Here is a 23,166-nt window from a genome sequence, read left to right on the forward strand (position 1 = left end):
GCAGATGAACAAGGCGTTACGCGTACTTGCATTATGTGGTTCCATGGGCATGCTGTTGAGCGCCTGCACCAAGACCGATGGCCCCGCCCCTTCGGCGGAAAAGGTCAGCGCTGATGCGGCGTTCCAGAAGAAGCTGCAAGAGCAGCTGCTGGACGCCAAGCCCGGCAGCGTGATCGAAATCCCGGCCGGCACTTATCACCTCACCTCCGGCCTCACCCTGCGCGGCGACGGCGTCACGATACGCGGCGCCGGCATGGAGAAAACCGTACTCTCGTTCAAGGGCCAAGTCACCGGGCCGGAAGGCTTGCTGGTCTACGGTAACGGCTTCACCATCGAAAACCTCACCATTGAAGATTCCAAGGGCGATGGCCTGAAGATTAACGATGGCGACACCATCACCGTCCGCAAGGTCAAGGTGCAATGGACCGGCGGCCCGAAAGTGACCAACGGCGCTTACGGCATCTACCCGGTCAAAACCAGAAACGTGCTGATCGAGGACAGCGTCGCCATCGGCGCCTCCGACGCCGGCATCTACGTCGGCCAATCGAACGGCGTGATCGTGCGCCGCTCGCGTGCCGAAGGCAACGTGGCCGGCATCGAGATCGAGAACACCGTCAACGCCGATGTCTACGACAACGTCGCCACCAACAACACCGGCGGCATCCTGGTGTTCAACATGCCTAACCTGTCGCAAGCCGGTCACAGCACCCGCGTGTACAAGAACAAGGTTGAGAAGAACAACCTCGGTAACTTTGCTGCGCGCGGCACCGCTGTGGCCAGCGTGCCGGCGGGTTCCGGCATCGTCATCAACTCCAACTCCAAGGTGGAGATTTTCGATAACGATGTGACCGACAACCAAACCGCCAACGTCATCATCTCCAGCTACCACTCGACCGGCTACTTTACCGAGAAAGGCGTGGCCGCTGGCTACGATCCGTATCCAAAAGCGATCTACGTCTACGGCAACCGCTTCAAAGGCGGCGGCGATTCGCCCGATGGCTTCGACCTGAAAGCGCTGAAGATCGCCATGTATGGCCTGAGCGGCCACCTGCCGGACGTGCTGTGGGACGGCTATATCGACACCAAGCTGTTGGTCAAAGGCGCGCTGCCGCCCGAGCATCGCATCTGTGTGCAAAAGGATGCCGACGTGCTCAACGCCGACGGCCCCAACAAGTACAAAAACCCGAGCAAGGACGCCGCGGCCTTCCGCTGCGAACTGGCCAAACTGCCACCTGTCACCATCGCTCAACTCGCCGCACAGTCATGATGTTTAAAACCGTAACTCGTCCGCTGCTGGCGGCGGCGTGCGCGCTCGCGCTGACCGCCTGCACGCAAAGCCAGCCGCCTGTCAGCTTCATCGCCGAAGGCAACCCGGAAAAACTCAGCGACTGGCATTTGATGGCGGTCTCCGGCAGCAAGCTCCATCTGAACAAAGACGTGGTGCCATACGACCTCAACACGCCGCTGTTCACCGACTACGCCCACAAGCTGCGCACGGTCTGGATGCCGAAGGGTCAAAGCGCAGTCTACAACCCTGACAACGCCTTCGACTTCCCGGTCGGCACCATCATCAGCAAAACCTTCTACTATCCGAAAGGCGCGGACGGCAAAACCGTGCTGGCCAATTACGACAGTGAAGGCGATCAGCTCGATACCAGCAAAGTGCGCCTGATCGAAACGCGTTTGCTGGTGAAGCGCGAAGGCGGCTGGATCGCCCTGCCCTACGTCTGGAATGCCGAGCAAACCGAGGCCGTGCTATCGCGCACCGGCGATCAAATTCCATTGGAAGTGGTGCACCAAGACCAGAGCGTCAACAATCTGACCTACGTGGTGCCGAACGTGAACCAGTGCGCGTCCTGCCACGTGGCCGATGTGAAGTCGCGCCAGTTCCAGCCGATCGGCCCGAAAGCGCGCCACCTGAACCGCAGCTACACGTATGAAGGCGTCAGCACCAACCAGCTGGCATACCTGGCGAAAGTGGGCTACCTGAACGGCTTGCCTGCCAATGCTGCCACGGCCGCGCCGCACAACGCCGTCTGGAGCGACAGCAGGCAAACCGTAGACGCGCGCGCGCGCGCCTACCTCGACATCAACTGCGCCCACTGCCACAACGACAAAGGCGCAGCCAATACCACCGCACTGCACCTGAATATTGGCGCACCGGCCGACTTGCATCTCGGCCTGTGCAAACCGCCAGTCGCCGCCGGCGCAGGCACCGGCGGCCGCAGCCACGACATCGCTCCCGGCAAGCCGGACGATTCCATCATGCTGTATCGATTGAACTCGGCCGAACCCGGCGTGATGATGCCGGAACTGGGACGCGGCTCAGTCCACAAAGAAGGCGTGGCCCTGATCCGCGAATGGATCGCAGCCATGAAGGAAGGCTGCGACAGCAAGTCTTAAGCTGCGCCGAGCTCGTCTCCGAGCTCTTTGCCGCGGGCGGCGGCGGCTTTGAGAGCAGTGATGATGGAGGCTTTGACGCCGCTGCTTTCCATGCTGGTCAGCGCGGCGTAGGTGGTGCCGCCTTTGGAGGTGACGCGTTCGCGCAGCAGCGACACTGGCTCCGACGAACGGTTGGCCAGTTGCGCCGCACCAGCAAAGGTCGCCAGCGCCAGTTGCGTGCCCTGCTCCGCGCTCAAGCCCATTTCCTCAGCCGCCTGCTGCATCGCTTCGATGAAGTAGAACACGTAGGCCGGGCCGCTGCCCGATACGGCGGTCACTGCATCGATGTTGCTTTCGTCATCGAGCCAGACGGTTGGGCCGACTGCGCGCAGGATGTCGTCGGCTGCTTTGATCTGCGCCTCGCTCACGCCCGCCATCGCCACCATGCCGGTGATGCCCATGCCGATCAGCGCCGGCGTATTCGGCATGCAGCGCACGATGGCGCCATAGCCGCCCAGCCAGCGCGACAAGTCTGCGCTGCGGATGCCGGCGGCAATCGATACGATCAGCGGCTGCTTGGCTTGAGCGATAAACGGCAGCAGTTGCGCGCTTACTTCGCGCATGTTTTGTGGTTTGACTGCCAGCACGATGACATCCGCGCCAGATAACACCGCGTCGGCCGATGGCGAGGTGGTGACGCCATACTGCTTATGCAAACGCTCCAACGCCTCCGCGTTAGGATCAATCACGTGAATATTCGCGCCGTCGGTCAACTTGTTGGCCAATCCCGCGATCAAGGCTGCAGCCATATTGCCGCCGCCGATAAATGCTATTTTCATGTCTCAAACCTTGTTATAGTTTCGTGCGCCAAAAATCGCGCTGCCCACGCGCACGATGGTCGCGCCTTCGAAAATCGCCGCCCGCATGTCAGCCGACATGCCCATCGACAGCGTATCGAGCGCCAGACCATCGGCCCGCAGTTGCTCGTACAACGCGCGCAGGCGGGCGAAGGCCGCGCGCTGCTGCGCAAACTCCACGGCCGGCTCGGGGATCGCCATCAGGCCGCGCAAGGTCAGATTCGGCAGCGCCGCGACCTTGTGAGCCAGCTCCGCCACTTCTTCCGGGGCGACGCCGCTCTTGCTGGCTTCGCCGCTGATATTCACCTGCAAACAGATGTGCAGCGGCGCCATGCCGGCCGGCCGCTGCTCGGACAGCCGCTGCGCAATCTTCTCGCGCTCGACCGTGTGCACCCATGCGAAGTTCTCCGCGATCGGGCGCGTCTTGTTGCTCTGGATCGGGCCGATGAAATGCCACTCCAGCGCCGGCGCGCCCGTCTCCTGCACGGCGCGGATCTTGTCCAATCCCTCTTGCAGGTAATTCTCGCCAAACGCGCGCTGGCCGGCTTCGACCGCCTCCAGCACCGCCTCCGGGCCAAAGGTCTTGGACACGGCCAGCAGTTGCACAGAGTCCGGCTGCCGGCCCGATTCTTGGGCTGTGGCAACAATAGTCGCGGTGATTGCTTGCAAGTTCTGGCGGATCAGGGACATAATCATTGAGTAAAAAACGTTAAACCGGCCACTAAAGCAGGGATTATAAATGGACATCTCCGAACTACTCGCATTCTCTGTCAAGAACAAAGCCTCGGACTTGCACCTGTCGGCCGGTCTGCCGCCGATGATCCGGGTGCACGGCGATGTCCGCCGCATCAACCTGCCGCCGCTGGAGCACAAGGACGTGCACGGCATGATCTATGACATCATGAACGACGGCCAGCGCAAGGTGTACGAGGAAATGCTGGAGATCGACTTCTCGTTTGCGATTCCCGGCCTGGCGCGCTTCCGCGTCAACGCCTACAACCAGGAGCGCGGCGCCTCGGCGGTGCTGCGGACCATTCCGTCCAAAATCCTCAGCCTGGAAGACCTGAACGCGCCAAAGATTTTTGCCGAGTTTGCGCTCAAGCCGCGCGGACTGGTGCTGGTGACCGGCCCGACCGGCTCCGGCAAATCGACCACGCTGGCGGCGATGGTCAATCACCTCAACGAAAACGAATACGGCCACATCCTGACGATCGAAGACCCGATCGAATTCGTGCACGAATCCAAGAAATGCCTGATCAACCAGCGCGAGGTGGGGCCGCACACGCTGTCGTTCAACAACGCGCTGCGCTCGGCGCTGCGCGAAGACCCGGACGCCATCCTCGTCGGCGAACTACGCGATCTGGAAACCATCCGCCTGGCGCTGTCGGCCGCCGAGACCGGCCACCTGGTGTTCGGCACCCTGCACACCTCGTCGGCGGCCAAGACCATTGACCGTATCGTCGACGTGTTCCCGGCCGATGAAAAGGAAATGGTGCGCGCCATGCTGTCGGAGTCGCTGCAAGCGGTGATCTCGCAGACCCTCTTGAAAACCAAGGACGGCGCCGGCCGCGTGGCCGCGCACGAAATCATGGTGGCGACACCGGCCATCCGCAACCTGATCCGCGAAGCGAAAGTAGCGCAGATGTACTCGGCGATCCAGACCGGCAGCGGCGTCGGCATGCAGACGCTGGATCAGAACCTGACCGACCTGGTTCGCCGCAACATCATCAGCGCTGCCGCCGCCCGCAACGCCGCCAAAACCCCGGAAAACTTCCCCGGCTAAGGATTCACCATGGAACGCGACCAGGCCTCTAAATTCATGTTCGACCTGCTGCGCCTGATGCTGGCCAAGAAGGGCTCGGACTTGTTCATCACCGCCGGCTTCCCGCCCGCCATCAAAATCGACGGCAAGATGACGCCGGTCTCGTCGCAGGTGCTGACCTCGGCCCACACGCTCGACCTCGCCCGCTCGATCATGAACGATAAGCAGGCCGCCAATTTCGAGCTGACCAAGGAGGCCAACTTCGCCATCAGCCCCGGCGACATCGGCCGCTTCCGCGTCTCCGCGTTTGTGCAGATGAGCTCGGTCGGCATGGTGCTGCGGACCATCACCTCGGAAATCCCGAAACTGGAAGACCTCGGCCTGCCCGAGGTGCTCAAGGATGTGGTGATGTCCAAGCGCGGCCTGGTGATCATGGTCGGCGCCACCGGCTCCGGCAAGTCGACCACGCTGGCCGCCATGCTCGGCTACCGCAACGAGAACAGCTACGGCCACATCATCACGATTGAAGATCCGGTCGAGTACGTCCACCCGCACAAGAATTGCATCGTCACCCAGCGCGAAGTCGGGGTCGATACCGAGGACTGGGAAGTGGCGCTGAAAAACACGCTGCGCCAGGCGCCCGACGTGATCCAGATCGGCGAGATCCGCGACCGCGAAACCATGGATCACGCGATTGCCTTTGCCGAAACCGGCCACCTGTGCCTGGCCACCTTGCACGCCAACAGCTCCAACCAGGCGCTCGACCGCATCATCAACTTCTTCCCTGAAGAGCGCCGCGCCCAACTGCTGATGGACTTGTCGCTCAACCTGCGCGGCATGATTTCGCAGCGCCTGATTCCGAAGAAGGAATCCAAGGGCCGCGCGGTCGCCATCGAAATCATGCTCAATTCGCCGCTGATTTCCGACCTGATCTTCAAGGGCCAAGTCCACGAAATTAAAGAGCTGATGAAGAAATCCCGCGAGCTCGGCATGCAGACCTTCGACCAGTCCCTGTTCGACCTGCACGAAGCCGACCTCATCACCTACGAAGACGCCCTGCGCAACGCCGACTCGGTCAACGACCTGCGCCTCGCCATCAAGCTGGAAGGCAAGGCCGCGAAAAACCGCGACCTGTCGGCCGGCACCGAACATTTAGGAATCGTTTAATGAGCACTATTTTCGACCTCTCCGCCGACAGCCTGTCCGGCCAGCCCGTCAGCCTTGCCCAGTACAAAGGCAAGGTGCTGTTGATCGTCAATACCGCCAGCAAGTGCGGCTTCACGCCGCAATACAAGGGCCTGGAAGCGGTCTACCAGCAGTTCAAGGACAAGGGCGTGGAAGTGCTGGGCTTCCCGTGCAACCAGTTCGGCGCGCAGGAACCGGGCCAGGCCGAGGAAATTGGCGCCTTCTGCGAGAAGAATTACGGCGTCACCTTCCCGCTGTTCGCCAAGATCGACGTCAATGGCGACAACGCCCACCCGCTGTTTCAAAAGCTGAAGAAGGACGCGCCCGGCATTCTCGGCACCGAGGGCATCAAGTGGAATTTCACCAAGTTCCTGATCCGCAAGGACGGCACCGTCTACAACCGCTACGCCCCCACCACCAAGCCGGAAGAGCTGATTGCCGACATCGAAAAGCTGCTGGCCGAATAATTGCCGCAACAAAATGTCCACGACAAGCGGAAAATTTCGAAAACGTTTTCCAAAAAACATCAAAAAGTTTAACTTTTAAGTAATAATGGACTTTGGTTCCTTTCAAATCAGTTGCCTATGTCCTTGTGGGGAAAACTTGTATCGCGGTGGTTAGGGATGGGGATGTACTCCCGGCTGTTCCTGCCCATTTTCGTGATCATCGCGGTCGTGGTGGTGGTGCGCTATCACCTGATGCTGGAGTCGGAAACCAGCTATGCGCAGGCGCGCTACAAGAGCGACGCCGCCGAACTAGGCGCGCATCTGCGCAAGACGCTGCAACCGGCTCTGAGCACGCCTGATCGCGGCAGCCTTGACGCGACGCTGTCCTCCGCCCTGCTGCTGAACGCCGACCTCGCGGCGGCGCGGCTCGATTACGCCGGCGGCCATCTCGAGGCGCTACGCACTGCGCACGCCGAACCAACCTATCCGGCGTGGTTCCCGCGCTTTAGCGCCATCACGCCGGCCAACTACAACATCAATCTTGGCGCCGCCACGCTGGCGCTGAGCTTTGAACCGACGCGGCCACTGGAGCAGGTGTGGCGCGCCGTGCACCGGCAAGCGATCATCACGCTGGCAAACATCACCATCATTTACACGTTGCTGGGGATTATCATCTTCGTCAACAAGCGCATGCTGCGCCGTTTGACCGAAGCGACCAACCGCTTTCAGAACGGCGATCACGATGTGCGCCTGCCGGTCAGCGGCACGCTGGAGGCGCGCATGCTGGCCTCCACCTTCAACAACATGGCGCAGCGCGTGCAGGCGCTGGTCTACAAGCTACAGCAAAGCCAGAACGATCTCAGTGCACAGCTGACGCGCACCCTGCTGGCGCAGCAGCAGCTACAGGTGGAGAAGGATCGCATTGAAGTCACGCTGACTTCCATCGGCGATGCGGTCATCACCACCGATATGACCGGCCGCATTGAGACCATCAACGAAGCCGCGCAGCAGTTGACCGGCTGGGCGGAGTCGCGTGCGCGCGGCATGGAGCTGCACCAGGTGTTTGTGTTGGCGAATAACTTCGGCCAGCACTCGCTGCTGAAAGCGATGAAGGCGATTTATGCCGGTGGCGAAGTGGTCAAGGTTGGCAATCAAAGCCTGCGCAATCGCATGGGACAAACCTGCACCGTGGAGTACACCGCCAACGCCATCCGCACGGCACGCGGCGAGGTGCAAGGCTCGGTGCTGGTGTTCCGCGACGTGACGGAGCGCCGCCAGCTGATGCAGCAGATTTCGTGGCAGAGCAATCACGACATCCTCACCGGCCTGCCCAACCGCAGTGCGCTGGCGCAGCGCTTCGAGCAGGAAGTGGAACGCGCGCGCGAGCATAACTATCTGCTGGCCGTCTGCCTGTTCGACCTCGATCACTTCCAGCATGTGAACCAGTCACTGGGCCAAGCCGTGGGCGATGAGGTTTTAAAGCAGGCCGCCAGCCGCTTGCACGATTTTGCCGGCCAGCGTCACTACGTGGCGCGCCTGGGCGGCGACGAATTCGTCCTGCTGCTGCCGGAGCTGGATGACCGCGCCGCCATCGATTACGCCATGAGCAAGTTGATGACGGCGCTGGCGCGCGATTACATCTGCGAAGGCAAGGCGGTCAGCATGTCCGCCAGCGCCGGCATCGCGGTTTATACCGGCAGCGATATCAGTGCGGACAGCTTGCTGCGCCATGCGGATCAAGCGCTGTATCAGGCCAAGATCACGGGCCGCAACCGCTATCACTTTTTCGATGCGGATCTCGATGAGCAGGTGCGCACGCACCACAACCGCCGCACCGAGGTGTGGAATGCGGTGCGCGCCAATGAGCTGGTGCTGTACTACCAGCCCAAGCTCGATATGCGCAAGGGCCGCATCATCGGCATGGAGGCGCTGCTGCGCTGGGAGCATCCGCTGCGCGGCACGATTTCACCAGGCGATTTCCTGCCGATCGTGGAGCACAGCGATGTGATCGTCGATATCGGCGAATGGGTGCTGCGCGAAGCGTTGCGGCAGTTGCAGTCGTGGCGGGCGTTTGATCCGGCGTGGGTTATCAGCGTAAATATCGCGGCGCGCCATTTCCAGCGCCACGATTTTGTCGAGCGCTTGAAGACGATACTGGGCGAGTTCCCTGATGTACCGCCGCATATGCTGGAGCTGGAGATATTGGAATCGTCGGCGCTCAGCGATATCGCGCATGTGCGCAGCATCATGCTCGATTGCCAGGCGCTGGGCATCAGCTTTGCGCTCGATGATTTTGGCACGGGCTATTCGTCAATGTCGTATTTGAAGCGCCTGCCGGCGGACATGCTGAAGATCGATCAGAGCTTCGTGCGCAATATGCTGGTGGATCGGGACGATCTGCATTTGGTTAGCGCGGTAATCGGGCTGGCGCGCTCGTTCGGTTTAGGCGTGATTGCGGAAGGCGTGGAAACCATTGAGCATGGCGCGATGCTGATGCGCCTTGGCTGCGACCTAGCGCAGGGCTACGGCATTGCGCGGCCGATGCCGGCGGATGATGTGTTGTCGTGGGTGGCCAGCTTTGATACGGCCGCCGTGTGGCAGGCGGCCGCCGTTCTGCCGCCTATCGTCAGTCTGCACGGCGATCCGGCCGGCGGCACTTCGCAGTTGGCCTTAATTTAAAGCGCGGTCTATCAATTCGATCCAGTGCAGTACCGGCGTTTCTGTGCCAGATTGCAGGTGCGCGGTGCAGCCGACATTGGCGGAGACGATGGTTTTTGCACCGGTGTCTTCAAGGCTGGCCAGCTTGCGGTCGCGCAGTTGCAGCGACAGTTCCGGTTGCAGCAGCGAGTAGGTGCCGGCCGAGCCGCAGCATAGATGGCTGTCGGCGCACAGCACCACGTCGACGCCAACTGCACGCAGCACGCCTTCGACCTTGCCGCGTATTTGCTGGCCGTGTTGCAGCGTGCAGGGAGGATGGTAGGCCACGCGGCCTACCGCGCCGACGCGCACGCGCTGCGCCAGTTCGGCCTCGAACTGCGGCATGATTTCACTGAGGTCTTTCGTCAGCGCCGAAATGCGCGCAGCCTTCGCCGCATACGCGCTGTCATGCGCCAGCAGGTGGCCATATTCCTTCACCGTGACGCCACAGCCCGATGCCGTCATCACGATGGCCTCGACCGCGCCTTGTTCCAGGTATGGCCACCACGCGTCGATATTGCGGCGCATATCGTCCAGCGCTTCTGCCTGCTCGTTGAGATGGTGACGCACCGCGCCGCAGCAGCCCGCTTTCGGAGCGACGATCAATTGCACGCCCAGCGCATCGAGCACGCGCGCGGTGGCGGCATTGATATTGGGCGCCATGGCAGGCTGCGCGCAGCCGTCCAGCACCAGCATCTTGCGCGCATGTTCGCGCGTCGGCCACACCCCTGCGTTCTGCCGCTGCGGCATCTTGTCCTGCAAGGCTGGCGATAACAACGGCCGCACCATCTGCCCTGCCCTTAGCGCCGCGCCAAACAATGCCTTGTTTGGCAAGCCCTCCGCCAGCACCTTGCGCTTGACGCGCTCACCGAGCGGGCGCTGTACGCGCTCCTCCACCACCTTGCGGCCAATATCGACCAAGCGGCCATACTTCACGCCGGACGGACAGGTGGTTTCGCAGTTGCGGCAAGTGAGACAGCGATCCAGGTGCGTCTGCGTCTTGGCAGTGACTTCTGCGCCTTCGAGTACCTGCTTGATCAGATAGATGCGGCCACGCGGCCCATCCAATTCGTCGCCCAGCAGCTGGTAGGTCGGACAAGTGGCCGTGCAAAAACCGCAGTGCACGCAAGCGCGCAAGATCGCTTCGGCCTCTTCGCCTTCGCGCGTGTGCTTGATGAAGTCAGCGAGATTAGTCTGCATACATGCGCCCCGGATTGAAGATGCCTGCCGGATCAAACGACTGCTTTAGCCGCTCATGGATTTTCGCCACTGCCGGCGCCAGCGGATGAAACACGCCGACGCTTTTATCCCCGCCACGGAACAGCGTCGCATGGCCGCCCGCCGCAGCGACCGTGCGCCGTATCGCAGCCGCGCGCTCCTCGCCATCATCCTCCACCTTAAGCCAACGCTGCGCACCGCCCCACTCGATCAACTGCTCGCCACGCAAAATAATCGCGCTGGCGTGCGACGGCACCGACATGCGCCACAACGTGCCGCCGTTGAAGTAGCCGTGCGTCTGATCGCGCAAGGAAGTCCAGAACGCCGCTGCCTCGGCATCCGCCAACACCTGCCCGCCAAGCTTGCGCTGTGCCGCAACCACCGCCGCATCCGCACCGGACAAACGCAGCGACAGCACGCCGCTGTGCCAGCAGCTGGCCGATAACGGCAACGGCTGCCCGGCCCATTCATTGAGCCGCGTTAACGCGTCAATCTCGCTCATCTCAAACCGCAAGCTGGCTTGGCGCAACGGCACCGGCAGTACCTTGAGCGACACCTCCAGTATCAGTCCCAGCGTGCCCAGCGAACCAGCCAACAAACGCGATACGTCATAACCGGCCACGTTCTTCATTACCTGTCCGCCGAAGCGCAGCACCTCGCCACGGCCATCCATCAACACCGCACCGAGCACAAAGTCGCGCACCGCACCAGCACTGGCACGGCGCGGGCCGGAAAGCGCACTCGCCACCACGCCGCCTATCGTCGACTCAGGGCCAAAGCGCGGCGGCTCAAACGCCAGCATCTGACTATGCTGCGCCAGCAGCGCCTCAATCTCCGCCAGCGGCGTGCCGCAGCGCGCCGTGATCACCAGCTCCGTCGGCTCGTAGGAAATGACGCCGCTATTAACGCGCGTGTCCAGCACCTCGCCTTGCAACGCTTGTCCGTACCAGTCCTTGGTGCCGCCGCCACGTATGCGCAACGGCACCTTGGCAGCGCGAATGCGGTCAGCAAATTCGTCGTATATGGTCATCGTCAAAAACGAGGAAGGTTGGGGAACGGCAGCGCACCGCCACTGACTTGCATCTTGCCGAATTCAGCACAGCGGTTCAGCGTGGGAATCGCCTTGTCGGGATTGAGCAAGCTGGCCGGATCAAAACTGCGCTTGACGGAGAAGAACGCCGCCAACTCGGAAGGCTTGAACTGCACGCACATCGAATCGATCTTCTCGATGCCGACGCCATGTTCGCCGGTGATGGTGCCGCCGACTTCCACGCATAGCGCGAGAATCTCCGCGCCAAACGCTTCGGCGCGATGAAACTCGTCCGGGATATTCGCGTTGAACAGAATCAGCGGATGAAGATTGCCGTCACCCGCATGAAATACATTGGCGCAGCGCAGGCCATACTTGACCTCCATCGCCGCGATGCCGGACAACACTTCGCCCAGGCGCTTGCGCGGGATGGTGCCGTCCATGCAGTAGTAATCGGGCGAAATGCGGCCGGCAGCCGGGAAGGCATTCTTGCGGCCCGACCAAAACTTCAGGCGCTCCGCTTCCGACTGCGACACCGCGATGGCAATCGCGCCCGCAGTGTTCAGCACCGCCGTCATGCGGGCGATTTCCTCTTCCACTTCCTCGATCGTGCCATCGGCTTCGCACAGCAGAATCGCGGCGGCCTCGGTGTCATAGCCAGCTTTGACGAACGGCTCCACCATGCGCGAGGAAGTCTGATCCATCATCTCCAGACCAGCCGGGATAATGCCGGCAGCGATCAGCGCGGCAACCGCGTGGCAGCCCTTCACCACCTCGTCAAACGAGGCCATGATCACGCGCGCGGTGGCCGGCTTTGGCACCAGCTTCACCGTCACCTCGGTGACGATGCCCAGCATGCCCTCGGAGCCGATAAACACCGACAGCAGATCGAGCCCCGGCGCATCCAGCCCCTCGCTGCCCAGTTCCACCACCTCGCCATCGATAGTCACCATGCGCACGCGCAGCACGTTGTGCACCGTCAGGCCGTACTTCAGGCAATGCACGCCGCCAGAGTTCTCGGCCACGTTGCCGCCGATGGTGCATGCGATCTGGGACGATGGATCGGGTGCATAGTACAAGCCATACTGCGCCGCCGCTTCCGAGATCGCCAGGTTGCGCACGCCCGGCTGCACCATCGCCGTTCGCGAATACGCATCCATGCGCAAAATGCGATTGAGGCGCGCGGTCGACAGCACCACGCCATCTGCAATCGGCATCGCACCGCCGGAGAGGCCAGTGCCCGCACCGCGCGGCACCACGGGCACGCCAAGTTCACGGCAAACGGCCAGCACCGCCACTACCTGCTCTTCGCTATCGGGCAGCACCACGATCATCGGCAACTGGCGATACGCGGCAAGTCCGTCGCATTCGTAGGGGCGAGTATCCTCCACCGCCGACAGCACGGCCCGCGCCGGCAGCACCCGCTGCAACGCCGCCGCCACGGCTTCCCGCCGAGCGCCAGGATCAGAAATAGTGTTCATGGGTTACGCGCCTGAAAACACAGATTGAGACACGATTGTAAGCACAAACGCTGATTTGTTGTATTCTTTCGGGCGCAGCTACTTCACTTACTGGAACAGAGTTATGGAACACAATTTCGAACAAGCTTGGCTCCTCGCGCTGGAAGAACGGTTCGGCGTGCAGGCCAAGATCGGCCAAGTGGCGCTGGCTAACCTGCCGCGCATGCTGATCTACTATTTTCAGGATTTCCCGGCCCAAGGCATGCTCACCGCTGTCACCGCAGGCCTGTCCAACGCCAACCACCCGAACTGGGTGAACGGCAAGCCGGAACTGAGCTTCACGCTGCACACCACCGACACCGGCTGGGGCAGCGCCGCCGCCTACATCGCGCAGTCGTTTTTTAACGATAGCTCGTTCCACTACCAGGCGTCGTTCAAGATCGACCAGCCGATGTCCAAGGACAGCGCCATGAACGCCTGCTTCGTCTACCGTCCGCAGTTCATGAACGAAGAGCAGATCAAGTTCGAACTGCCCGACCGCACCATCTTCCTGGCCGGCCTGTTCCCGATGTACGATGAGGAAGTGCCGATGTACGAATCCAAGGGCATCCAGGAATTCTGGAATACGCCGGGCTTCGATCCTTACAATCCGCGCCGCGCCAGCATCGCACCGAAGGGCTGATCCATCATGGGCAACCGACTCTCGAAAATCGCTACCCGCACCGGCGACGGCGGCACCACCGGCCTCGGTGACGGCAGCCGCACCGACAAGGACAGCGTCCGCATTACCGCCATCGGCGAGGTGGACGAGCTGAATTCGCATCTCGGCCTGCTGCTGTGCGAGGACATGCCGGCCGACCTGCGCGAAGAACTGGTCAGCATCCAGCACGATCTGTTCGATCTGGGCGGCGAGTTGTGCATCCCTGGCTACCAGATGATCATGGAGGCGCACGTAGAACGCCTGGACGCATTGCTGGCCAAGTACAACGCCACCTTGCCGGCACTGACGGAATTCATTCTGCCTGCCGGCTCGCGCGCGGCGTCGCAGGCGCACGTCTGCCGCACCGTGTGCCGCCGTGCCGAACGGGCGATTGTCACGCTGGGCAAAGCGGAGACCATCCACGAGCATCCGCGCCAATATGTGAACCGCTTGTCGGATTTGCTGTTTGTGCTGTCGCGCGTGTTGAACCGCTACGCCGGCGGCAGCGACGTGCTGTGGCAGCACGAGCGCAAGCGCGGCTAATCACTCGCCGAACAGCCGCGCCATCCCTTGCGCCATGCTGAGACGCGAGGCGGTGGCCGGATAAGCACTGGACACCAGCGCCGATTGCTCGCTCGCTGCAAGCTTGCGATAAAAACTGACCATATCCTGCGCCGCCCAGCCGGCGCGATGCACCAGCACCATGCCTAAATGATCGGCTTCCGACTCCTGCATGCTGGATAATTTGGACAAGCGGATTTGCAGCGACAGGTCGCTGTCCAGCCGCGCCATCACCACATCGAGCGGCACCACCGGCAAGCGGTTCAGCAGCATCGCCTCGGAGAAGGTTTCACGATGATGTTCCGCCACCACGTGGGCCACCTCGTGCCCGAGCAGCGTCGCCAGCTCGCCATCCGTCAAGTCCAATTGATGCACGAAGGCGCTGCCGACCAGGATTTTCCCGCCTGCCATGCAGATGGCGTCCACCTCGGGATCGCTGGTGGTATGCACTTCCCACTGCCACTGCGCCGCTTCCGGCTTCAGCTCAACAGCGGCGCGGATCAACTCCGCGCTGATGTAGCGCAGCCGCGCCAATAGCGCACGGTCTTCATCCAGCCGCCCTGCCGCCGCCAGACCGACCGTGCGGTCGATATAGCGATCCTCCATGCGGGCATCTACCTCGTCCGCGCTGAAGCGCAGTTCCTGCGTCCGGCCAGATTCCGGCACCTGCGCGCACACTGAGCCGCAGGCAAGCAGCAAACCGGCAAAGATAGCTACGGGGGCATCCATGGCGATATAAACGGCATAAACTGTTTATATCAATGTAGGACACGAACCGGGAGCAGGCAAGAAAAAACCGCCCGAAGGCGGTTTTTTTAGGCGTTATTCACAACAAGCCGGGGCTCGTCGCCAGCATAGCGCTGTTTGATCGAAGCGGTGATGCCGGCGGCATCCAGGCCCACGCTGGCCAGCAGCTTGGACGGGTCGCCGTGGTCGATGAATTTGTCCGGCAGGCCAAGCATCAGCACCGGTTTGACGATGCCTTCCGCCGCCAGCGCTTCCGCCACGGCAGCGCCGGCGCCACCCATGATGCAACCCTCTTCGACAGTCACGAAGTAATCGTGATCGGCGGCCAGCTGCCTGACCAGTTCCACGTCCAGCGGCTTGACGAAACGCATATTGGCGACAGTGGCGTTCAGCGTTTCGCCGGCCGCCACGGAAGGCGCCACCATCGAACCGAAGGCCAGGATGGCGATCTTCTGGCCGGTGCGCTTGATTTCGCCCTTGCCGATTTCAATCGACGTCAGTTCCTTCGAAATCGCCGCGCCAACGCCTGCGCCGCGTGGATAGCGAATCGCTGCCGGGCCGTTGTAGTGGTAGCCGGTGGTCAGCATTTGACGGCATTCGTTTTCGTCCGACGCAGCCATCACCACCATATTCGGGATGCAGCGCAGGTAAGCCAGATCGTAGTTACCGGCGTGGGTCGCGCCGTCCGCACCCACCAGGCCTGCGCGATCCAGCGCAAAGGTCACGTCCAGATTTTGCAGCGCCACGTCGTGAATCAGCTGATCGTAAGCGCGTTGCAGGAAGGTCGAGTAAATCGCCACCACCGGTTTCATTCCTTCACAGGCCAAGCCCGCGCCGAAAGTCACCGAGTGCTGCTCGGCGATGCCGACGTCGAAGTAGCGATCCGGGTATTCCTGATCGAAGCGCACCATGCCCGAACCTTCGCGCATGGCCGGCGTAATGCCGACCAGCTTCTTGTCCGCAGCCGCCATATCGCACAGCCAATCGCCGAATACTTCAGTGTAGGTTTTCTTCGACGGCGCAGCAGCAGGCTTGATGCCTTCCGCAGGATTGAACTTGCCGGTGCCGTGATACAGAATCGGCTCGGCCTCGGCCAGCTTGTAACCCTGGCCCTTCTTGGTCACCACGTGCAGGAATTGCGGGCCTTTCAGCTGCTTGATGTTTTGCAGCGTCGGGATCAGCGAATCCAGATCGTGGCCGTCGATAGGGCCGATGTAGTTAAAGCCGAATTCTTCGAACATGGTGGCCGGAACCACCATGCCTTTGGCATGTTCTTCCAGTTTCTTCGCCAGTTCCAGTACCGGCGCAGGCAGCACCGACTTGCCGACGTTCTTGGCGGCGGCGTAGAACTTACCAGACATCAGGCGCGCCAGGTAACGGTTCAACGCACCAACCGGCGGCGAGATCGACATATCGTTGTCGTTCAAGATCACCAGCAGATTCACGTCTTCCTGCACGCCGGCGTTATTCAGCGCCTCGAACGCCATACCGGCCGTCATCGAGCCGTCGCCGATCACGGCGATCGCATGGCGATGCTCGCCCTTGATCTTGGCCGCTTGCGCCATGCCCAGCGCCGCCGAGATGGAGGTCGACGAGTGCGCGGTGCCGAAGGTGTCGTATTCCGATTCGTCGCGTTTCGGGAAGCCCGAAATGCCGCCCAGTTGGCGCAGCGTGTGCATGCGCTCGCGGCGGCCGGTCAGGATCTTGTGCGAGTAGGTCTGGTGGCCCACATCCCACACGATGCGGTCGTGCGGCGTGTTGAACACGTAGTGCAGCGCCACCGTCAATTCCACCGTGCCCAGATTGGACGACAAGTGGCCGCCGGTCTTGGACACGGAATCGAGCAGGTAGGCGCGCAGTTCGTGCGCCAGCGGCGTCAGTTGGGTGTACGCCAGTTTGCGTACATCGGCCGGTGAGTCTATTTTTTCGAGCAAGTTCATTTAAGCCTTCCGCTGCACGATCAAATCCGCGAGTTCGCGTAATCGCAGAGCTTTTTCTCCAAACGGCGCGAGCGCTGCGTGCGCGTCGAGCCGCAATTTTTCCGCCAGTGCGCGCGATGGTTCCAGACCCAGGATCGACACATAGGTCGGCTTGTTATCGGCGGCGTCCTTGCCGGCAGTCTTGCCCAGCGTGGCCGAATCGGCCGTCGCGTCGAGCACATCGTCCACCACCTGGAACGCCAGGCCGATGGCGCGCGCGTAGACATTCAGTCCGTTCAATTCGTCTTCGGTCAAGTCCTTGCCGGCCAGCGCGCCCAGTACCACGGAGGCGCGCAGCAAAGCACCGGTTTTCAGCTGGTGCATTTGCTCCAGCTGCTCCAGCGTCAAACTGATGCCGACGCTATCGAGGTCAATCGCCTGGCCGCCGCACATGCCGGCCGAACCGGATGCAGTGGCCAGCAAGCGCACCATCGCCAGCACGCGCGCCGGCGGCACAGCGGTCGCCTCGGACAACACCATGAAAGCCTGCGACTGCAGTGCGTCGCCGACCAGCAGCGCGGTCGCTTCGTCGTAGGCCACGTGCACGGTTGGTTTGCCGCGGCGCAGTTCATCATCGTCCATGCACGGCATATCGTCGTGCACCAGCGAGTAAGCGTGGATCATTTCCACCGCGGCCGCCGCGCGGCTCAAGGTGGCGGCGTCGGCGCCGAACAGCGCACCGGCCGCGTACACCAGCAGCGGGCGCACGCGCTTGCCGCCGCCCAGCAGCGCATAGCGCATGGCGTCGTGCAGCTTGGCCGGGATCACATCAGAAGCAGGCAGGAAACCGGATAAATCGTTTTCAGATCCGGCCTGCACGGTTTTCATCCAATCGTCGAAGGCGGCGTTCATTGCTCGCCCTCGCCGGTGACTACGAAGGGTTTAAGCATCTCGCCTTCCAATACTTTGACTTGCGACTCCACCTTTTCCAGCTGGGCGGCGCAGAATTTCACCAGCTCCGAGCCGCGTGCATAGGCGGCCACCGAAGCTTCCAACGGCAATTGACCCGCTTCCATTTGGGCGACCAGTTGCGCCAGTTCCGCCATCGCTTCTTCAAACGAAGCGGGAGCTGGGGCGGCGGCGGTCGCGTCGGCAGTTAATTTCTTAGACATAGGTCACTCGGTTATCTTAGCCCGATATTTTAGAGCAAACCACCTTATCCGGTGGAACATTAGAGCCCAACACTAGATTTTATCGCAATTGCCGGCCCCGCCCCCGAATTGTGCAAAAGACGGTATAATCGCCGGTTCTGTCCTAAATACCACCTCAACGCATTCGAATGCGGGTCGTCTTTACGGATTCTGTCTCTTCTTGGTTTGATTTTTAATTAAGGGGGGTTTGGATGTCCGATCTGGGTACCCACGCCAAGCTAGCGCGGCCAACTGCGCAACTTCCAGTCAACGTCTATTTTGACGAAGCGCTACTGCAGCGCGAAATGCAGCAATTATTTAAAGCCGGCCCGCGCTACGTCGGGCATGAGCTGATGGTGCCGAATGTCGGCGATTACGCCACCCTGACAGCCGAAAACGAAGGCCGCATGCTGGTGCGCAACGCCAATGGTCTGGAGCTATTGTCCAATGTCTGCCGCCATCGCCAAGCGCTGATGTTCAATGGCCGTGGCAATGCTAACAACATTGTCTGCCCGCTGCACCGCTGGACTTATGACCTCAAGGGTGAGTTGATCGGCGCGCCGCACTTCCCTGAAACGCCTTGCCTGAATCTGCCCAAGACCCAGCTGCAAAGCTGGAATGGCTTGCTATTCGAGCAAAATGGCTACAACGTCATGGAAGCGCTGAACGAGCTGTCGGTCACCAAGGATCTGGATTTCAGCGGCTACATGCTCGATCACGTGGAAGTGCACAACTGCGATTACAACTGGAAGACTTTTATTGAAGTCTATCTGGAGGATTATCACGTCGAGCCATTCCATCCGGGCCTCGGCAGCTTTGTCACCTGCGACGATCTGCGCTGGGAATTCGGCCGCGAGTACAGCGTGCAAACCGTGGGCGTACACAAGGGCCTGCAAAAATCCGGCTCGGAAGTCTACAAGCACTGGCAGGAGCAGGTACTGAAATTCCGCGGCGGCGAGCCGCCGCCGTATGGCGCTATCTGGCTGACGCTCTACCCTAACATCATGGTCGAGTGGTATCCGCACGTGCTGGTGGTATCGACCTTGTGGCCGGAAGGCCCGAACCGCACCAAGAACGTGGTGGAGTTCTACTATCCCGAAGAAATCGTGCTGTTCGAGCGGGAATTCATCGAGGCCGAACGCGCCGCCTACATGGAAACCTGCATCGAGGACGACGAGATCGGCCAGCGCATGGACGCCGGCCGCAAAGCCCTGATGGAGCGCGGCGAAACGGACGGCGGGCCGTATCAATCACCGATGGAAGACGGCATGCAGCACTTCCACGAGTGGTACCAACGTAAGATGAGTTTATAAGGTTGCACAATGCAGTCACTTTGGATGTTGTTTGCCAGTTTCATGTTTGCCGTCATGGGCGTTTGTGTGAAGCTGGCTTCCGTGGAGTTCTCAACATCCGAGTTGGTCTTGTACCGGGGCGTGGTCGGCGTGATCACCCTCGGCACGATTATCAAGCTGTCCGGCGAAACCTTCCGCACCGCCATGCCGGGCGCCCACCTGTGGCGCGGCATCATCGGCGTGATCTCCCTGTGGCTGTGGTACTACTCCATTGGTCAGCTGCCGCTGGCTACCGCCATGACCCTCAATTACATGTCGCCGATCTGGATCGCCGTGTGGCTGTTTGCGATGGGCTGGTGGCACGCCAAGAACGACATCAAGTGGCCGCTGCTGCTGGCCGTGGGCCTGAGCTTTGTCGGCGTGACGCTGCTGCTGCGCCCTGCTTTCCACGCCAACCAATTGACGCCGGCGCTGATCGCGCTGGGTTCCAGCGTGATTACCGCCACCGCCTACATGCAGGTTCGCAAAATGGGCCTGGCCGGCGAACCGGAAAACCGCGTGGTGTTCTACTTCACCGTGATGAATCTCGTGGCCGGCATCGTCGGCGTGTTTGTCACCGGCGGCAGCGACGGCCCGGTATTCCATCCGATTGGCAGCTGGCGCAGCGGCTTGCTGTTGCTGGCCATCGGCGTGTGCGCCACCAGCGCGCAGATTGCGATGACGCGTGCTTACCGCCTGGGGAATACGTTGGTGGTGGCGAATCTCCAGTACACCGGCATCGTGTTTTCCAGCGTGTGGGGCGTGTTCATTTTCGGCGACGTGTTCGACTGGCATAGCTGGGCGGGCATCGGCATCATCCTGGCGTCGGGCATGGCCGCGACGTTCTACAATACCCGCAACACCGAACGCGGTAAGGCGATTGCCAATACCGATCCTATCGCAAGCGAAGTTTAAGGAACCAGTCCATGCACACTACCCTGATCGACGCCTTTACCCTGTCCCAGCACCTGAATGATCCAAAGTGGGTCATCCTCGATTGCCGCCACGATTTACTGAATCCGAACGCGGGGCGCGACAGCTTCGCCATCGGCCATATCGCCGGTGCGCAGTTTGCCAATGTGGACACGGATTTGTCGGGCGCGAAGGTGGGCGCGGATGGCAAGTTCCTCGGCCGTCACCCGCTGCCGGGCCGCGCGGCCTTGATTGAAACGCTGCGCGGATGGGGCATCAACGACGACACGCAAGTGGTGGCCTATGACGCACACGGCGGCATGTTCGCGGCGCGCTTGTGGTGGCTGCTGCGCTGGGTCGGCCATCCGGCGGTGGCGGTATTGGATGGCGGCCTGGTGGCGTGGCAGTCGGCCGGCCAGTCCATGGTGACGCAAACCGAAGGCCGTCCGGCCGGCACTATCAGCGAGAAAGCTTCGCTGGTGTCGACGGTATCGGTGGACGAGGTGCTGGCCAATATCGACAGCCAATCGCGCACCGTGATTGACGCCCGCGCCAACGACCGCTATCGCGGCGAGAACGAAACCATCGATCCAGTCGGTGGCCACATCCCCGGTGCCAGGAACCGCTTCTTCAAAGACAACCTGACCGCAGAAGGCCGCTTCAAGGACGCCGCGCAGCTGAAGGCCGAATTCGCGCCGCTGTTTGCCGATCCATCGCAAGCCATCATGCAATGCGGCTCCGGCGTGACCGCCTGCCACAACCTGCTCGCGCTGGAAGTGGCGGGCCTGCCGGGCGCGGCACTCTACCCTGGCTCGTGGAGCGAGTGGTGCGCCGACACTACCCGCCCAGTCGCTACCGGCGCTTAAACCGCCTTGCTGCGATGGCGGCGCGCGGCGGCGCCGAGCAGCCCCAGCCCGCCCAGCATCATGCCGTAGGTGGATGGTTCCGGCACCGGCGTCACGCCGTCCCATATCGCCGACCGGCCCTCGGTTCCGGCAAAGGCGTGCAGCCGCACGTCGGTTGCCGTGCTGCCATAGTTGTAGAACGACACCTCCAGGGTACCCGACCAGCTCTCGCTCACACCCGACACCGTGTTGTCGTCGTTGACGTTGTAGTAGACCCAGAGGCCCTGCTCCTGCGAATCAAACTGGTCGACGCCATTCACCGTGCCGGAGATGTTCAAAAAGCTGCGCGCAATGGCGAACTCCCCCATGTCGGCGTCGAGGTTGTAGCCCATGCTGGTGAACGCCTTCAAGTCGGCCGTCATGCTGAAGGTGATCTTGGTCATCGGCGACAGCGTGAAGAAATTCTGGCCGCCGTTGCTGTTGGCAATGAAGTTGCGGTAGGAGCCGCTACCGTCGAGCCCGCTATTCGCGATCCCTTGCGAGGACATCGCCGTGAAGCCCGCGGCGTTGGCAGCCGTGGCCACCGAGCCGGTGGTGGAAGACCAGTCGGTCGTCAGTCCGGCCGTCAACATGCCGTCCCGCTTGGGCCCTGGTGCGTAGTCGTCGCTGCTGTATGACTCGAGCGCATCGCCCGCGCCCACTGCGTCGTTGTGCACCGTGGCCACTTGGCTCGGCGCGAACTTCAGCCACGGGGTCGTGCTGTCGGTCGGATTCAGGTCGAACAGGGTAATGTTCAGATTGCTGGTAATGGCACTGCTGGCGGCAGTGGCGGACGCCTGGCCAACGGCTGCGGCCAAGCAGCCGGCGACCAAGGTATGCATTGCGAGACGCTTCATAACTTCTCCTGTATTAAGCAAACTTGTTTATGCCGCGACATTGCGGCGGCGACGCGCAGCCGCACCGATCAGTCCCAGGCCGCCGAGCAACATGGCGTAGGTGGATGGCTCCGGCACGGCCGAAATCAGCGACTGGCCCTCGATGAGCGCAGAGGTGGTAAACGCGCCCAGCGTCTCCTCACTGCCGAGGTTGCTAAAGCTGGACGACAGCACCCCGCTCCAGCTGGACGAACCACCGCTCGGGATCGCGTCGCCGGGATAACCAACGCTGATTTCGTGCTCTTGCAGGTCGAACAGCTGGGTGTAGCCGTCAGCAGCCAGCCCGGCCACCTCCAGCGAAGCGTAGGCCGACGCCATTTCATTGCGCAACTCCCCGGAAACCGGCGTGAAGCCGGTGCTCACGCCCATCGAAACATCGACCGAGAACACGACCTGGGTATTGGCCGACAGGGTGAAATACCGCAGGTCGGCGCCGTACACGGGCACCCTGACCTCGCCCCTGAAAGAGCTGAGGTGGCCCGGCGTCGCCTGCGCCACGCCGGTCACGTTCAGCGCGTCGAAGCCATGGCCATCCGCCGAGGCGGTCAGGCTGGCGGACATCGATGCGGTCGCAGTGTGCACCCCGGTGCTGACACTGGAACTACCCCAGGCCCCGGTCTTCTGCGTGTGCTGGGCATGCAGGTCTTCCCAGCCATCCGGCGTCACCCAGGTAACCGCCGAGCCGCTGAGGAAGGCGCCGTCGGCGAATTTTTGCGGGACGGGCAGGAAGCTGATGCCGGCGGCAATGCCGTCGTTGGGGTCGAGATCGATCAGCGTGATCTTGAGATTGCCGAACGTTGTGGTGCTCTGGGCATCGGCAAATACCGAGCCGGCGGCCGCCGCCAAACAGGCGGCAACCAGCGCTTTGCGTACGAGTTTCATTGGTCCTCCCTTGAGTTAACAAGTAGCCAAGTATGCACAGCACGATTTGACTCGTCTATACAGTGCGGGATTTTTTAATTTTTACAAACGGTCAAAAAATCGCCTTT

The 23,166-nt window shown here is 61.7% G+C and carries 22 protein-coding genes; 11 read left to right on the plus strand and 11 right to left on the minus strand.

Translation table 11 applies throughout. The features are described from left to right. The first annotated feature begins 4 nt into the window (after positions 1–4). Both GTP45_RS03745 and GTP45_RS03750 read left to right on the plus strand, forming a co-directional pair. Complete coding sequence (locus GTP45_RS03745; RefSeq protein WP_161012517.1) at positions 5–1,267, plus strand: parallel beta-helix domain-containing protein; 1,263 nt, start codon at positions 5–7, stop codon at positions 1,265–1,267. Then, on the plus strand, positions 1,264–2,403 hold the full coding sequence (locus GTP45_RS03750) for an SO2930 family diheme c-type cytochrome (protein ID WP_229258316.1): 1,140 nt from the start codon (positions 1,264–1,266) through the stop codon (positions 2,401–2,403). Before GTP45_RS03745 ends, GTP45_RS03750 begins: the two co-directional genes overlap by 4 nt. Here the strand turns inward: GTP45_RS03750 and proC are convergent. Together proC and GTP45_RS03760 are read right to left on the minus strand one after the other, a co-directional pair. Next, positions 2,400–3,221 carry a pyrroline-5-carboxylate reductase gene (proC, locus tag GTP45_RS03755; protein ID WP_161012518.1) on the minus strand — a complete coding sequence of 274 codons (822 nt, stop codon included), beginning with the start codon at positions 3,219–3,221 and terminating at the stop codon, positions 2,400–2,402. The genes GTP45_RS03750 and proC overlap by 4 nt on opposite strands. 3 nt (positions 3,222–3,224) lie before the next feature. Then, a complete protein-coding gene (locus GTP45_RS03760) occupies positions 3,225–3,929 on the minus strand; it encodes a YggS family pyridoxal phosphate-dependent enzyme (RefSeq protein WP_161012519.1) in 705 nt (234 codons plus the stop codon). Positions 3,930–3,978: 49 nt separating this feature from the next. Here GTP45_RS03760 and GTP45_RS03765 point away from each other — a divergent pair, with 49 nt between their 5' ends. The 4 genes from GTP45_RS03765 (at position 3,979) to GTP45_RS03780 (ending at position 9,311) form a co-directional block, all read left to right on the plus strand. Continuing rightward, the gene (locus GTP45_RS03765; RefSeq protein ID WP_161012520.1) at positions 3,979–5,022 is read left to right on the plus strand and encodes a type IV pilus twitching motility protein PilT; all 1,044 of its coding nucleotides are present in this window, start codon (positions 3,979–3,981) and stop codon (positions 5,020–5,022) included. 9 nt (positions 5,023–5,031) lie between these two features. Beyond that, positions 5,032–6,168, plus strand: coding sequence for a PilT/PilU family type 4a pilus ATPase (locus tag GTP45_RS03770; protein WP_161012521.1), 1,137 nt, complete (start codon positions 5,032–5,034; stop codon positions 6,166–6,168). Further along, positions 6,168–6,653: a glutathione peroxidase gene (locus tag GTP45_RS03775; RefSeq protein WP_161012522.1), complete on the plus strand. Its 486-nt coding sequence runs from the start codon at positions 6,168–6,170 to the stop codon at positions 6,651–6,653. Before GTP45_RS03770 ends, GTP45_RS03775 begins: the two co-directional genes overlap by 1 nt. A gap of 162 nt (positions 6,654–6,815) precedes the next feature. Continuing rightward, positions 6,816–9,311 carry a putative bifunctional diguanylate cyclase/phosphodiesterase gene (locus GTP45_RS03780; RefSeq protein WP_229258317.1) on the plus strand — a complete coding sequence of 832 codons (2,496 nt, stop codon included), beginning with the start codon at positions 6,816–6,818 and terminating at the stop codon, positions 9,309–9,311. Here the strand turns inward: GTP45_RS03780 and glcF are convergent. From glcF to GTP45_RS03795, 3 genes are read right to left on the minus strand one after another with little or no spacing between them, the layout of a single operon-like run. Next, complete coding sequence (glcF, locus tag GTP45_RS03785) at positions 9,303–10,529, minus strand: glycolate oxidase subunit GlcF (protein ID WP_161012524.1); 1,227 nt, start codon at positions 10,527–10,529, stop codon at positions 9,303–9,305. The genes GTP45_RS03780 and glcF overlap by 9 nt on opposite strands. Further along, complete coding sequence (glcE, locus tag GTP45_RS03790; protein ID WP_161012525.1) at positions 10,519–11,577, minus strand: glycolate oxidase subunit GlcE; 1,059 nt, start codon at positions 11,575–11,577, stop codon at positions 10,519–10,521. The genes glcF and glcE overlap by 11 nt, the downstream gene beginning before the upstream one ends. Before the next feature lie 2 nt (positions 11,578–11,579). Further along, the gene (locus tag GTP45_RS03795) at positions 11,580–13,058 is read right to left on the minus strand and encodes an FAD-linked oxidase C-terminal domain-containing protein (protein WP_161012526.1); all 1,479 of its coding nucleotides are present in this window, start codon (positions 13,056–13,058) and stop codon (positions 11,580–11,582) included. A 103-nt stretch (positions 13,059–13,161) separates the two neighbouring features. On the opposite strand from GTP45_RS03795, the gene GTP45_RS03800 reads away from it, so the two are divergent. Together GTP45_RS03800 and GTP45_RS03805 are read left to right on the plus strand one after the other, a co-directional pair. After that, positions 13,162–13,719: a suppressor of fused domain protein gene (locus GTP45_RS03800; protein ID WP_161012527.1), complete on the plus strand. Its 558-nt coding sequence runs from the start codon at positions 13,162–13,164 to the stop codon at positions 13,717–13,719. Between the two features lie 6 nt (positions 13,720–13,725). Then, entirely contained in the window at positions 13,726–14,280 is a 555-nt protein-coding gene (locus tag GTP45_RS03805) for a cob(I)yrinic acid a,c-diamide adenosyltransferase (RefSeq protein ID WP_161012528.1), read from the plus strand. Here the strand turns inward: GTP45_RS03805 and GTP45_RS03810 are convergent, their stop codons facing one another. From GTP45_RS03810 to GTP45_RS03825, 4 genes are all read right to left on the minus strand, one after another. Further along, positions 14,281–15,027, minus strand: a complete 747-nt coding sequence (locus GTP45_RS03810) for a M48 family metalloprotease (protein WP_161012529.1) — start codon at positions 15,025–15,027, stop codon at positions 14,281–14,283. 86 nt (positions 15,028–15,113) lie between these two features. Next, positions 15,114–16,985, minus strand: a complete 1,872-nt coding sequence (gene dxs / locus GTP45_RS03815) for a 1-deoxy-D-xylulose-5-phosphate synthase (RefSeq protein ID WP_161012530.1) — start codon at positions 16,983–16,985, stop codon at positions 15,114–15,116. After that, positions 16,986–17,876 (minus strand): polyprenyl synthetase family protein, encoded by an 891-nt coding sequence (locus tag GTP45_RS03820; RefSeq protein ID WP_161012531.1) that lies wholly within the window; start codon positions 17,874–17,876, stop codon positions 16,986–16,988. Beyond that, positions 17,873–18,136, minus strand: a complete 264-nt coding sequence (locus GTP45_RS03825) for an exodeoxyribonuclease VII small subunit (RefSeq protein WP_161012532.1) — start codon at positions 18,134–18,136, stop codon at positions 17,873–17,875. The genes GTP45_RS03820 and GTP45_RS03825 overlap by 4 nt, the downstream gene beginning before the upstream one ends. A gap of 230 nt (positions 18,137–18,366) precedes the next feature. Between GTP45_RS03825 and GTP45_RS03830 the strand changes: the two genes are divergently transcribed. The 3 genes from GTP45_RS03830 to GTP45_RS03840 are packed head-to-tail and all read left to right on the plus strand — an operon-like array spanning position 18,367 to position 21,263. After that, positions 18,367–19,467, plus strand: coding sequence for an aromatic ring-hydroxylating oxygenase subunit alpha (locus GTP45_RS03830; RefSeq protein ID WP_161012533.1), 1,101 nt, complete (start codon positions 18,367–18,369; stop codon positions 19,465–19,467). A 9-nt stretch (positions 19,468–19,476) separates the two neighbouring features. After that, positions 19,477–20,400: a DMT family transporter gene (locus tag GTP45_RS03835; protein ID WP_161012534.1), complete on the plus strand. Its 924-nt coding sequence runs from the start codon at positions 19,477–19,479 to the stop codon at positions 20,398–20,400. Positions 20,401–20,411: 11 nt separating this feature from the next. Continuing rightward, entirely contained in the window at positions 20,412–21,263 is an 852-nt protein-coding gene (locus tag GTP45_RS03840) for a sulfurtransferase (protein WP_161012535.1), read from the plus strand. On the opposite strand, the gene GTP45_RS03845 is transcribed toward GTP45_RS03840, so the two are convergent. Together GTP45_RS03845 and GTP45_RS28520 are read right to left on the minus strand one after the other, a co-directional pair. After that, a complete protein-coding gene (locus GTP45_RS03845) occupies positions 21,260–22,138 on the minus strand; it encodes a PEP-CTERM sorting domain-containing protein (protein WP_161012536.1) in 879 nt (292 codons plus the stop codon). The two genes, GTP45_RS03840 and GTP45_RS03845, sit on opposite strands and share 4 nt — an antisense overlap. A 27-nt stretch (positions 22,139–22,165) precedes the next feature. Next, positions 22,166–23,059 carry a PEPxxWA-CTERM sorting domain-containing protein gene (locus tag GTP45_RS28520; protein WP_229258318.1) on the minus strand — a complete coding sequence of 298 codons (894 nt, stop codon included), beginning with the start codon at positions 23,057–23,059 and terminating at the stop codon, positions 22,166–22,168. Between the last annotated feature and the right edge of the window lie 107 nt (positions 23,060–23,166).

The organism is Duganella rivi (genome assembly GCF_009857435.1).
Lineage (GTDB): Bacteria > Pseudomonadota > Gammaproteobacteria > Burkholderiales > Burkholderiaceae_D > Rugamonas > Rugamonas rivi.